Origin of the sequence: Citrobacter youngae (genome assembly GCF_003818115.1) — a bacterium.
Classification (GTDB): domain Bacteria; phylum Pseudomonadota; class Gammaproteobacteria; order Enterobacterales; family Enterobacteriaceae; genus Citrobacter; species Citrobacter youngae.
Map to the genome: position 1 here is coordinate 204,394 of NZ_RPOI01000005.1, position 12,807 is coordinate 217,200.

Sequence of the window (12,807 nt, forward strand, 5' to 3'; positions counted from 1 at the left end):
CGGTTTAGCTGTCAGTCAAAATGTTTCCCAATGCGCATCTTGTTCGGTGGCTAGCTGGCGCGGTTGTGACGCCGGAGTCGCTGTCGCAGGTAGTCGTGTATCTCGTGTCTTTGATGATGAAGGACGTGACGCGAGGCGGAATGTCGACACCGACTGGGTCAGGCGACTGGCCTGCTCCTCAAGTGCGGCAGCGGCAGCGGCCGACTCCTGCACCAGCGAGGCGTTCTGTTGCGTAACCCGGTCCATTTCAGACACGGCGAGCGCAACCTGATCTATCCCTCGACTTTGTTCATCGGATGCCGAGGCGATTTCCCCCATGATGTCAGTCACACGCGTGACCGCATTAACGATGTCATGCATGGTTTCCCCGGCGCTTTCTACCAATACAGAACCGGTATCAACCCGCGATACAGAATCCTCAATTAGCGCTTTAATCTCTTTTGCTGCCTGCGCACTGCGGCTCGCCAGGTTACGCACTTCACCGGCAACGACGGCAAAACCACGGCCTTGTTCACCGGCACGCGCAGCTTCTACCGCCGCATTCAGCGCAAGAATGTTTGTCTGGAATGCAATGCCATCAATAACGCTAATAATGTCGGCAATTTTCTTCGAACTATCGGCGATTTCGTGCATGGTATTCACCACGCTATCAACCACTTTGCCGCCATGTTGCGCGGTATCGGAGGCGCTTTTCGCCAGTTGCGAGGCCTGACGCGCATTGTCCGCATTTTGCTTCACGGTAGCCGTCAACTGTTCCATGCTGGCTGCTGTTTCTTCCAGCGCGGAAGCCTGTTGTTCAGTACGGGATGAAAGATCGGTGTTACCGCTGGCAATTTCACTGGTACCGGAATAAATCGCATCCGAACCTTCGCGCACCAGGGTTACCGTTTCGGTTAGCGAACGCTGCATATGATCGACCGTGCTGGCCAGCTCGCCAATTTCATTACGACCGCTGACAGCCAGAGTTGCGGTTAAGTTACCGCTGGCAATTTCACGGATATGCGCAATGACACGAGACAAAGGGTTTAGCAAGGCATGACGAATGCCATACCACACCACCACCAGAATCAGTACCAGCACTACAGCCAGAATGCCGAGTTGCCATTGGGCAAAATGGTAATCGCTTGCACTTTGATCAAAGGCCTGGCGGTAGAGTTTCTCGCTAACATCTGCATATTTACCTAACGCTGCGCCGAGGGCATTTTGCATGCCCTGAGTTGGCTGTGCGAAATAGGCATCCATGTTGCCGTTTTCAAGGAACTGGATGAGCTCCACCAGGGCCGCATGGTACTGCTGATATTTTTCATCGACGTTACCACTGGCATCCGTCATATCAGGCAACGGCGTGATTTTTTTGAAATTAGCGTAATGCGCTTCGGCTTGCGCCAATGACGCTTTCGCATTCTTCAGCAGATCGTTTTTCGCGCTGCTTTGCTGGTTGGACGCATCCATCATCATGCGCGCAGAGGAACGACTCAAATTGATGCGTGTTTGCAGCATCAGATCCCATGTTGAGGTGAGTTCGCTTTGCTGCTGTCGAAGATCGTTAGAAATAACAAAACTTTGCTGATTCTGCTGCAATGAAGAAAACAACAGACCACCGGAAACAAGCTGTAGCAGTGCGAAAACCCCCAGCACCATCATCAGCATTGTGACAACGCGGATACGGTTAAACATAAGGCACCTTCCTGAAAACGAGTTATCAACATTATCGGCATTCACTGAGATAACTTTACGTTTGCAAAAAGGAAATCCATCAGGAAAGCAAGGCCCGGTGGGCGGAGGGAAAGCCGGAGGCACAGAAACCACAACCCATTTACATAAAAACATCATAATTATCATGCAAATAACATTTTCAACTCGCCTGATTTTGCCGCTATTTGTATTCTCCGCCCCTTTTTCGTGTGACTCCGATCACATAATCACTCGCCAAATACCACAACAAAATGGATAAAAAATTAAAAAAAGTTGTATCTGCTTACGCTTTAATCCAATTTATATGATGAATATTTCGTTACCACTTAATAAGTATAAAAAATGAGTAACAGAACAATAAATGTTAAATCCTTACTGAGGGCTTTTTAGTGGCAAATGCAAACAAACTCACGTTGTTTATTGTGATCTTCATGCTGGCGGGGATCCTGTCGGGTGCGGTGATCCACTCTTATGCCTCCCCCGGCGTCGTTACCGCCTGGGCCGATAATATTACGCTGCTCACCGACATCTTTTTGCGCCTGATTAAGATGGTAATTGCACCTTTAGTATTCAGTACCCTGACCGTGGGTATTATGCGCCTGGGCGAAACCTCAACCATCGGGCGCGTGGGCGGCAAAGCGATGATCTGGTTTATCAGCTCTTCTATTCTGTCTATTCTGGTCGGCCTGTTTGTGGTCTCCCTCGAACAACCCGGCAGCGGTCTGAACCTGGCGATCCCGCTGGAAGCCACTGATACCGGCCTGGCCGTTGGTGGTATGAGCCTGAAAGGTTTTCTGACGCATACCATTCCCACCAGCATCGCCGAAGCGATGGCGAATAATGAGATCCTGCAAATCGTCGTATTCTCGATGTTCTTCGGAATCGGTGGTGCTTCGCTCGGCGAAAAATTTAACGCACCGCTGGTTGCTGCGCTGGATGTGGTCTCCCACATTATGCTGAAGGTGACCGGCTACGTGATGTATGTTGCGCCGCTGGCTATTTTTGCCGCTATCTCTTCCGTTATCTCCACCCAGGGCCTGGGGATCCTGCTCAACTACGCATCGTTCATTGGTGGTTATTATGTGGCGATTTTACTGACCTGTCTGTTCCTGCTGGCCGTGGGTTATATGATGCTGAAAAAAGAGGTATTCCGCCTGGTCAGTATGCTCAAAGACCCGGTTCTGGTTGCCTTCACCACCAGCAGCTCCGAAGCCGCTTATCCGAAAACGCTGGAGCAATTAACCAAATTTGGTTGCTCGCCCAATATCGTGTCATTTGTACTGCCTATCGGTTATTCGTTTAACCTGGTGGGTTCCATGGTCTACTGCTCGTTCGCCTCCATGTTTATCGCACAGGCTTATAACATCCACCTTTCCTTCGCGGAAATTACCGTGCTGATGCTGACATTGATGCTGGCGTCAAAAGGGATAGCCGGTGTGCCGCGTTCAGCGCTGGTGGTGCTGGCGGCAACCATCCCAAGCTTTAATATTCCGGTTGCCGGAATTCTGCTACTGATGGGTATTGACCACTTCCTGGATATGGGACGTTCAGCAATCAACGTATTAGGTAACGGGATTGCAACGGCGATGCTGGCACAGGATGAAGGTTTACTGGAAGAAAGCGAGTCTTCAGAAAACATCACAGAAGAGATTAAGGCTTAACTTTTTTAAGACAAGAGCGAGCTAAGTAAACAAGAGCAGCAAATCAACAAAGATTACCCCAGCCACAGGCTGGGGTATTTCAACAACACCTGGATGATAATTTACATCAATTACCAGCTGTAACGTACGAGCAAACTACCGCTGAGATCGCCATAGTCATTACGTCCTTTTTGACCCGCCACTTGTCCAGTGATACTCCACTGGCTATTCAGATTCGCCTGGATACCCACTTTCACCTCGGCGCGATCTGCCGGAAGATCCTGCTTCACCTGCACGCCATCAAACGAAACGGCAACATCATCGCTGGTGTGTAACCAGTTCACCTCCGCAAACGGCTGGATAACCGACGTGGTATTCTTGTGCAGCTTGCCATCTACCCGCAGTCCGAGGCGCGTGGTCCAGCTGTCACCGTTTTGTCCGTCAATACGCGTTCCATTCTGCACAACCGCGTCCGCTTTATATTGCTGCCATGTCACCTGAGCCTGTGGCGTCAGGCTGACAGTATTCAGGTTTTCAAGTCCGATGTCGTACCGATAGCCCGTTTCCAAGGAGACCGCGCTGGCCGCCGAATCATAATCTGTTGACCCGACATCGCCGTTATCGACGCTGTTATTGTAGAGGCCGTACTGGTACCAGCTATCCACATACAGCCCGCTGTGATTCTTCGCATCCGCAAACCAGGTGGCATAAGCGCCGAGATTATAACCGGCTACGTTACCACTGGCAGAGAACCGGCTCCCATCAGCACCACGGTTGCCTGTACTGTCCGTGTCGGCGTTAATGTAACTCACCATCAGTCCCGCCTTCAGGCTCTGCTCGCCATTATCCCAGCTAAGCACATCACCACCGATTTGCAGTTGCGAGTAAGTGTTGTCAATATCCACATGACCGTCTGCCGCTGTTGACGACGCATCACCTGCTTTAAAGCGCATCCACATACTGCCATCATCGGTACGTAATTGACTCCCTTCGCGGTCATAAAGGGTCTGCATTTGCAGATTACGCGCCATCCACTGGTTGCCCAGATAAGCGCCAATATCAGCCCGATATTGCGGATCTACCGGTTTACTATCACCACCATCGTCCGGGTATACCGGCGTAACATCACCGCCATCGTCCGGGTATACCGGCGTAACATCGTCGCCATCATCCGGGTCTACCGGTGTAACATCGTCGCCATCATCCGGATCTACCGGCGGGACAGCCTGCGAACGCAAATACCAGTCACCGCCGTCTTCATACAATCGGTATTCATACAAACCTGTCTGCACCTGATTACCCTGAGTAAAAACGCCATCAGACTGACCGCCGACATCAATCACTTCAATACCTTTTGTTGTTAACGCCCCTTCCCCCCCGATGTTATTGACATAGAGCGTCGTGCTACCGGATGTATCACCAGTGATAATCACTTTATCCGTCGGTGAATTGTCATCCCCTAACTGCGTGTTCAGATAAAGATGACTGTTATCGCCATGATAATTCCCATTAATCGTCAGCGTTTTAAATTGTCCGTTCTGTGAAGGAGTATCAAATACAATATCTCCGGCATTATTTAATTGAGTTAAAGAAGAATCACCGGTAATTGTCCATTGCGTCTGTTCAGCCAGTGAGAGATTCAGCGAGGAGTCTACCGTCGGCTCGGTGTTAACAAACGTCGCCCCCACCAACCGCGAACCAGACGCCATATCCAGTGAAATACTGCCTTCACCCGCGCTAATGATATCGCCCGTAATATCCATTACACCTGAACCGGTCACCGTCCCGCCGGGTAAGAGATTTCCCGCACTGTCGGTAACAACAGGAACAAGAATAGCGACACCATCCTGGGTTTTAATGGTAGTGTCACCGGTCAGCGATATTGCCCCGCCCTGCTGAACCACCGCGCCATAACCATTTGCCCCACTCGCTGTCACATCAATGGTCAGGTTTTCACCATTAATTATTCCCGGACGGTTTAAATTATTACTTCCTATCGCCCAAAGCCCGTAAGGGTTATTTTGCCCACTCATGAGAATATCGGTATTCGCGATATTAACCGTTGCGCCGTAGAACTGGGATGACACGCCATAACCATCGATCGCGTAAATAACATTTCGATTGTCGGCATCCCCTTTAAAATCAAGAGTACTCCCGGAGGTCGCAGCGATACCGCTGGTCGCAGAGCCCAACATGGCAGAACTTCTGCCGTCAACAACGCTGCCTGCGCCAATCATCACATCGCCCCCCTGCGCAATGATGCCCACAGACTGAGCGGTATTGACGGTAAGCGCATCCGCGTGGAATTCGCCCCCCGTCACCCAGAGGGTCGTCGCCCCTCCGGCTGCGCTTATGATGCTGTTTTGGCCTAAATCCATAAAACCTGTGCTCATTGATATTGCACTTACCTGCGTCCCAGTCACATCAATCGTCAGATTATCAGCAATAAATTCAGAACCTTTTGCCGCGGGGTTTATCGTTACTCCAGCCCCATCATAGAACCCGGTGATTGAGATGGTCGATCCGCTGCCCAAATCAATGCGTGATCCGGCCCCATTAATAGCGATGCCACGCGTGGTACACCCCCCTGTACGGCAATCCAGAGTCGTACTGATATTAATATCCATATTATTGGCGATTAACGTAGCATCGGGACCCATAACGTAGATGCCTTCAGCAAGATCGGAGGCACCATTGATGGTTACTCTGCTGTTATCTCCCAAATCAACATGATTATTTTTACCCAGCTTTAAACCTGTCACAGAACCATAATCTGTTGCCAGTCCTGTTGCAGTGACAGTGAGTTGATCGGCATCTAATACGCCATCAGTACCTATCTCAATACCGGTTGCAATATTATTGCCCTCTACAACCACCTGGCTATTTTTACCTAAATCAATTTTAGCATTACCCGTACTTTGAATCCCCCACGCAGTGTTATCTATACTTGTAGCATGGATAAAACCATTATCCATGGTGAAAGTACCACTACCGCCTAATAAATAGACACCGCGGGCATCACCTATCCCACCAATACTATAATCAGTTTCAGTTATGGCTGTAATAGAACTTCCACTACCAAGATCGACGTTACTGTCTTTGCCTATATTTTTAAATCCATAAACATTATTTTTACCCGAAACATCAATATTAATACCGGATGCTGTTACTTCTGTACCCAGGTTATTACCTGAAATCAAAATTCCGGTGGTATTTTTACTTGAATTTTGTGTGCCATCCGTATCGACGACATGGATTTCGGTATTCGTGCCTAAATCATTTTTGGTGCCATTATCCAGTGAAACCCCGGTAGACAAAGTTTCACCCGATACGTTGATAGTTGCTTTTCCTTTAATCTGTAAGCCATCACCGCCGGTAGTGATGCTCTCAACACCCGTGGTATTTGTTTGTCCACTCGCCGTAACGACTTCATTATCATTCAAAATAATTGATGCACCGTTTTGTGGGCCTAACCCGGCAGCATTGACAGCAGCACTGCATATTAATGTTGCCAGACCTGTTACCCTGATGCTATTACGCATTCCATTATTACCGCGGGAAAACTCACCAGCGACCACAAACATATTACGCGCCGTACTCCAGACTATATTATATATAGCATTCACATTTAGTTCCCTCTACGCCAATAGAAAAATCAGGAGGCACAACTTCATTACATATTCATTTGCAATATAAATCATTCTAAAAGATAAATTATTTATATATTGCACTTGTAGATTATATTATATGTACCCGCAAACGACAGATACTATAAAGATTCGCTAGTTTTAATTAAAGAAAAAAAATAAAAATAAACCAAGTGAATAAGATAAATATAAACATTCAAAATCAAAATAAAACAACCATTATTACCTGGCTTCCCTACACATAAAATTAAAAGCAAAACGCCCTCCATATTGTGGAGGGCGTTTAATAACTGCCAGCTAAATATTACAAAGAATGATAATATTGACTACTTTTATGCCATATGCGAAGCCGCGATATCCAATAGCGCCATCTCTTCGCTGTTCAGCAATTTCTCAATGTTAACCAGAATCAGCATCCGATCTCCCAACGCGCCCAGTCCCGTCAGATATTCCGTTGACAGCGTAACCGCGAATTCCGGTGCCGGTCGGATTTGATCGGTCGTCAGCGACAGCACATCGGATACGCCATCCACGACAATCCCAACCACCCGTTGTCCCAGATTCAGCACAATCACCACGGTGTTCTCGTTGTAATCCACATCGCTCTGGCTGAATTTCACACGCAGATCAACAATCGGCACAATCACGCCGCGCAGGTTAGTCACACCTTTAATAAAGGCTGGCGTATTGGCAATACGCGTAACCTGATCGTAGCCGCGGATTTCCTGCACTTTCAGGATATCGATACCGTACTCTTCATCCCCCAGCGTAAACACGAGGAATTCCTGACCTGACGGTTCGCCGGCCAGTTTAGTTACATTACTCATACCGGTCATATTCTTCCCTTTCTTACTCAATCAGGCGGCTGTGATTGCCACACGTTGTTCGCGGTTTAACCCCTGCAATGCAGAGACATCGACAATCAGCGCGACGCTACCGTCGCCGAGGATCGTTGCTGCGGAAATGCCTGGCACTTTGCGGTAGTTGCTCTCCAGGTTTTTTACCACCACCTGGTGTTGACCAATTAGCTGATCGACCAGCAACGCGTAGCGACGCCCTGCACTTTGTAAAATCACTACAATACCCTGAGTTGCTTCGGTTTTTGCACCTTCAACTTCAAAGACTTTCCACAACTCAACCAGCGGTAAATACTCACCACGCACTTCCAGAACGCGCTCTCCGCCGGCCAGCGGATGGAGATCTTCTTCACGGGGTTGCAGAGATTCCATCACCGCATTCAGCGGCAGGATAAACACTTCATCGGCTACACGAACGGACATGCCATCAAGGATAGCGAGCGTCAGCGGCAGTAAGATACGGATGGTTGTGCCCTGACCCTGTTTTGACTGGATCTCAACATGACCGCCCATCTCCTGGATATTTCGCTTCACCACATCCATACCGACACCGCGCCCGGAAACATCCGTCACCTGCTCGGCGGTCGAGAATCCCGGGGCGAAGATCAGCATGCCGACTTCGTCATCGCTCATATTTTCGTGGATCGGCATCCCCTGGGAAATAGCCTTCGCCAGGATACGTTCGCGGTTCAGACCCGCGCCATCATCAGTCACTTCGATACAAATATTCCCGCCCTGGTGTTCGGCAGAAAGTGTCAGATTACCAATCGGGCTTTTCCCGGATTCGATGCGTTTTTCCGGCAATTCAATACCGTGATCGAGGCTGTTACGTACCAGGTGCGTTAATGGATCAATGATGCGTTCAATCAGGCTCTTATCGAGTTCGGTTGAGCTCCCCACCTGCGTCAGTTCGACCTGTTTACCCAGCTTACCGGCCAGATCGCGCACCAGACGTGGGAAACGGCTGAACACATACTCCATTGGCATCATACGAATCGACATCACCGACTCTTGTAAGTCGCGGGCGTTACGTTGTAACTGACCCATGCTGGTGATGAGATCGCCATGATTGACGGGATCCAGTTCATTAGAGCGCTGAGCCAGCATTGACTGTGTGATGACCAGTTCACCCACCAGGTTAATCAGCTGATCGACCTTCTCAACCGCCACGCGAATGCTGGTCGACTCGCTGGCGCGGGCTGGTTTCTCACGCTCTGCCCGTCCATGCGGCGCTTCGTTGGCGGTCGCTTTGACCACCGGCGCAGGCGCAGCAACCGGTAGCGGCTGTGGTTCGACGACATCCGCGACAGCTGGCGTTTCTGCAACAGTCGGCGCGACAGTGATAGTTTCGAACTCAATCTGATCCGCTTCAATGACGAAGCAGAGCACAGCAATAATGTCATCTTCAGCGAGGCTACCGTCGATCGTTGCCGACAGCGTATCGGCACCTTTGACCACATCGCTTAAGGTCGCCAGATTCCCCAGTTCCTCTTCCAGTAAATCGACTTCACTGGCTTTCAGGCGCGAGAGAATGATCCGCTTTTTGATCTCTTCAGTGACAGGGGCGGCTTGTGCAACCACCTCGTCTGGTATCGCCGTGCTATCAACAACGCTCAGTTTGGCGCTATTGACCACCGCGGGCGCGGTTTCACCTTTTGCTTCGAGCGCTAACTGTCGTAACGCATTACAAATGTACTCAAAGCTGGCGGCATCCGGCTCCTCTGAGTTTTTATAGGCGTCGAGCTGTTCCTGCATAATATCTTTCGTTTCCAAAAACAGGTTGATAATGTCGGCATTGAGCTGCATCTCGCCACGCCGCGCTTCATCCAGCAGGTTTTCCATCAGATGGGTCGTTTCCTGCAAAATGGTAAAGCCGAAAGTGCCCGCCCCGCCTTTAATCGAGTGCGCTGCACGAAAAATGGCATTCAGCTGTTCGGAGTCCGGGGCTTCAGGCACCAAATCCAGCAGGTGTTGCTCCATGTCAGCCAACAGTTCGTCAGCTTCATCAAAAAATGTCTGATAAAAATCGCTAATATCCATGCTCACGCTATCACCTCGGATTGGCTGGTGGCGATGTGGGAACGCTTGCCGGCGGCATCGCCACTGGCTGTTGTAAGACACTTACCGGCTCATTCTGGCTTTCAGCGTTTTCATGCAAAATGGCCTCTTCGGCCTGCTTATTCAGAACCAGCAGGCTTATACGGCGGTTGATGGCGTCCTCGGGACCGCGATCGCTCAGACGCATCGTGGCGGCCATACCTACCACCCGTAATACTTTTCCATCATCCAGTCCGCCGCTGACCAACTCGCGACGCGATGCATTGGCGCGATCGGCAGACAGTTCCCAGTTGCTATATCCCTTCTCACCGTTGGCATAGGGATAATCATCCGTATGACCAGAAAGACTGATACGGTTTGGGATCCCATTCAGCACCGGCGCAATCGCCCGCAAAATATCACGCATGTAAGGTTCAACCTCTGCGCTTCCGGTTTTAAACATCGGGCGGTTCTGACTGTCGATAATCTGTATCCGCAGCCCTTCCTGGACCAAATCAATTTTCAGATGTGGGCGTAGTGCACGCAGCTTAGGATCGGATTCAATCAGTTGATCAAGATCGCCACGTAGCTTGCTCAAGCGACTTTGCTCCATGCGCTTTCTCAGATCATCAATGTTGGGCTGCTTATTCACTTCCCCCTGCTGCTGGGTGTAATCATCACCCCCACCAGGAATTGGACTTTGGCTATTCGAGATCCGATTTCCGCCCGTCACCGCAGTGGCCAGCGGAGTACGGAAATATTCGGCAATTTGAATCAGTTCTTTAGGGCTGGAGATGGAAATAAGCCACATCACCAGAAAGAAGGCCATCATCGCGGTCATAAAATCGGCGTAGGCAATTTTCCACGAACCATGCGCCCCACCACCGTGATTTTTATGTTTGCGTCGCTTTACGACGATAATGGGATGGGCCTGATTTTTCATGCGTCCTCGGTCGTCTGCTGCGCTGCTGGATTCCTCACCGCACGAACATGCTCTTCCAGTTCGATAAACGAAGGACGTTCGCTGGAATAGAGCGTCTTACGACCAAACTCGACCGCAATCGGTGGCGCGTAGCCATTCAGATTGGAGAGCAGAGTTATCTTCACACACTGCATCATCTTGGTGGTTTCAGCACTCTTCTGTCGCAGGACGCTGGCGAGTGGGGAAATAAATCCATAGGCCAGTAAAATCCCGAGGAATGTCCCTACCATCGCATGCGCAATCAATGAACCCAGTTCAGCCGCCGGACGGTCAGCAGAAGCCAGAGCGTGAACAACCCCCATAACGGCTGCCACGATCCCGAACGCCGGTAATGAGTCACCGACCATCGCCAGGCTATTGGCCGGGACTTCAGCTTCACTTTCGTGAGTCTCAATTTCTTCGTCCATCAACGCTTCAATTTCAAACGTGTTCATGTTGCCGCTGATAATCAGACGCAGATAATCAACAATAAAATCAAGCATCACCGCATCCGCAAGAATGCGTGGATAGCTGGCGAAGATTTCACTCTCTTTGGGGTTTTCGATATCGCGCTCAAGCGAAAACATGCCCTGCTGACGTGACTTGGCCATCAGGCGATACAGCAGCGCCAGCAGATCCATATACATCGCTTTGGTGTATTTTGAACGACGGAAAAGCATCGGGATCGCTTTCATCGTCCCCTTGATGGCTTTTCCGTTGTTGCCAACGATGAATGCCCCGATACCTGCGCCACCGATGATCACCAGCTCAGCCGGTTGATAGAGTGCCCCAAGGTGTCCGCCGGTCATCATGTAACCGCCGAAAACTGTACCAATAACAACCAGGTAACCTAATAAGATAAGCACGACATCATCCTTTCGCAATTGACTATGACAGGATGCGCAGTCGGGCAGTTAACTCATGGTCAGGACAAAAAAAAGCAGCGGTAATCGCTTACCGCTGCTGGAGTGTTTATCCACACCGTTTCAGTTAAACAGCCTGTTCGATCTGTTCATCCAGCAGTTGTGGAATAATATCGGCAGCATTCTGGGAAAGTTTACGTCTTTTTACGGCTCGCGATGGCGGCTGACATAAACTGCAGGCAAAGCTACCTGCGGGTTGGTGCGCGTGGGTAATAAAATTTCCGCCGCAGCAGTTACAGGCGGACAATTCAAGCAAACCACTGTCAACAAAACGGACAAGGATCCACGCACGAGTAAGCGCCAACAATGGCCCTTCTTCTGGTTGCGGGCACTGCTCAAGATATAACCGATACGCTTTAATCACGGCATCCACGCCGCTGCACAAACCGGTTTTAAGCAGAAATTGCCATGCATTACAAAACATCGATGCATGAATATTTTGTTCCCACGTCATAAACCAGTCGGTGGAAAACGGAAGCATCCCTTTTGGCGGAGGACTACCGCGTAATTCTTTGTACAGCTTGATGAGTCGGCCACGGCTTAATTGCGTTTCGCTTTCCAGCATTTGCAAACGGGCGCCCAATGTGATTAATTCCATCGCTAACTGGATATCACGCGCTTCCTGAACAATGCTTTTTTCGCTCATCATCAAGCCCTTTTCTTACGCGCTGCGTCATCGATGTCGTTAAGCAGGCGTGTTGAAAGCATAATACCGGTATGAATTTGCTGAAGATCGTCAACGCGGGAATCTTGCGTCAAACGCGTTACAGTCTGATGATCGTCGAAACGGAAATGGCATACCAGTTGATTGGTTTCAGCCAATTTGACCATTTGAGGAAGTGTTAATGTTGCCAATGTATCTGCCATCTCCTCGCTGATACCCAAGCGGAACATTGCAGACGCTTTGTCCTGAACGATCAAACGCTGTGCTAGCAATAAATACGACAAATTGATGTCATAAATGTGTTTCAGCAACTCGGATGTACGCATTATTTGCATCCATAATAACCAACATTATTTTCATGCGGCAGAACCGCACCCCGTGAT

The 12,807-nt window shown here is 49.8% G+C and carries 9 protein-coding genes; 1 reads left to right on the forward strand and 8 read right to left on the reverse strand.

Annotation, left to right across the window (positions count from 1 at the left end; translation table 11 throughout):
- Positions 1 to 15: 15 nt before the first annotated feature.
- Positions 16 to 1,677, reverse strand: a complete 1,662-nt coding sequence (tar, locus tag EHN13_RS05085; protein ID WP_124020996.1) for a methyl-accepting chemotaxis protein II — start codon at positions 1,675 to 1,677, stop codon at positions 16 to 18.
- Positions 1,678 to 2,084: 407 nt separating this feature from the next.
- On the opposite strand from tar, the gene EHN13_RS05090 reads away from it, so the two are divergent.
- Positions 2,085 to 3,356 (forward strand): dicarboxylate/amino acid:cation symporter, encoded by a 1,272-nt coding sequence (locus EHN13_RS05090; protein ID WP_124020997.1) that lies wholly within the window; start codon positions 2,085 to 2,087, stop codon positions 3,354 to 3,356.
- Positions 3,357 to 3,466: 110 nt separating this feature from the next.
- On the opposite strand, the gene EHN13_RS05095 is transcribed toward EHN13_RS05090, so the two are convergent.
- The 7 genes from EHN13_RS05095 to flhD all read right to left on the reverse strand — a co-directional run bounded on the left by EHN13_RS05095 (position 3,467) and on the right by flhD (position 12,750).
- Positions 3,467 to 6,919, reverse strand: coding sequence for an autotransporter outer membrane beta-barrel domain-containing protein (locus tag EHN13_RS05095; RefSeq protein ID WP_249039291.1), 3,453 nt, complete (start codon positions 6,917 to 6,919; stop codon positions 3,467 to 3,469).
- Between the two features lie 395 nt (positions 6,920 to 7,314).
- A complete protein-coding gene (gene cheW / locus EHN13_RS05100; RefSeq protein WP_003839146.1) occupies positions 7,315 to 7,818 on the reverse strand; it encodes a chemotaxis protein CheW in 504 nt (167 codons plus the stop codon).
- Positions 7,819 to 7,839: 21 nt separating this feature from the next.
- Complete coding sequence (cheA, locus tag EHN13_RS05105) at positions 7,840 to 9,885, reverse strand: chemotaxis protein CheA (protein ID WP_101742211.1); 2,046 nt, start codon at positions 9,883 to 9,885, stop codon at positions 7,840 to 7,842.
- A 4-nt stretch (positions 9,886 to 9,889) separates the two neighbouring features.
- Positions 9,890 to 10,819 carry a flagellar motor protein MotB gene (gene motB / locus EHN13_RS05110; RefSeq protein ID WP_061068090.1) on the reverse strand — a complete coding sequence of 310 codons (930 nt, stop codon included), beginning with the start codon at positions 10,817 to 10,819 and terminating at the stop codon, positions 9,890 to 9,892.
- The gene (motA, locus tag EHN13_RS05115; protein WP_032939611.1) at positions 10,816 to 11,703 is read right to left on the reverse strand and encodes a flagellar motor stator protein MotA; all 888 of its coding nucleotides are present in this window, start codon (positions 11,701 to 11,703) and stop codon (positions 10,816 to 10,818) included. Before motA ends, motB begins: the two co-directional genes overlap by 4 nt.
- A 124-nt stretch (positions 11,704 to 11,827) precedes the next feature.
- Positions 11,828 to 12,406, reverse strand: coding sequence for a flagellar transcriptional regulator FlhC (gene flhC / locus EHN13_RS05120; protein ID WP_167469999.1), 579 nt, complete (start codon positions 12,404 to 12,406; stop codon positions 11,828 to 11,830).
- 2 nt (positions 12,407 to 12,408) lie between these two features.
- Entirely contained in the window at positions 12,409 to 12,750 is a 342-nt protein-coding gene (gene flhD, locus EHN13_RS05125; protein ID WP_211339282.1) for a flagellar transcriptional regulator FlhD, read from the reverse strand.
- Between the last annotated feature and the right edge of the window lie 57 nt (positions 12,751 to 12,807).

Excerpts from the sequence above, each read along its gene's own strand:
- flhC (WP_167469999.1), bottom strand. The coding sequence starts at position 12,406 with ATGAGCGAAAAAAGCATTGTTCAGGAAGCGCGTGATATCCAGTTAGCG.
- motB (WP_061068090.1), bottom strand. The coding sequence starts at position 10,819 with ATGAAAAATCAGGCCCATCCCATTATCGTCGTAAAGCGACGCAAACAT.
- tar (WP_124020996.1), bottom strand. The coding sequence starts at position 1,677 with ATGTTTAACCGTATCCGCGTTGTCACAATGCTGATGATGGTGCTGGGG.
- cheW (WP_003839146.1), bottom strand. The coding sequence starts at position 7,818 with ATGACCGGTATGAGTAATGTAACTAAACTGGCCGGCGAACCGTCAGGT.
- flhD (WP_211339282.1), bottom strand. The coding sequence starts at position 12,750 with ATGCGTACATCCGAGTTGCTGAAACACATTTATGACATCAATTTGTCG.
- EHN13_RS05095 (WP_249039291.1), bottom strand. The coding sequence starts at position 6,919 with ATGTTTGTGGTCGCTGGTGAGTTTTCCCGCGGTAATAATGGAATGCGT.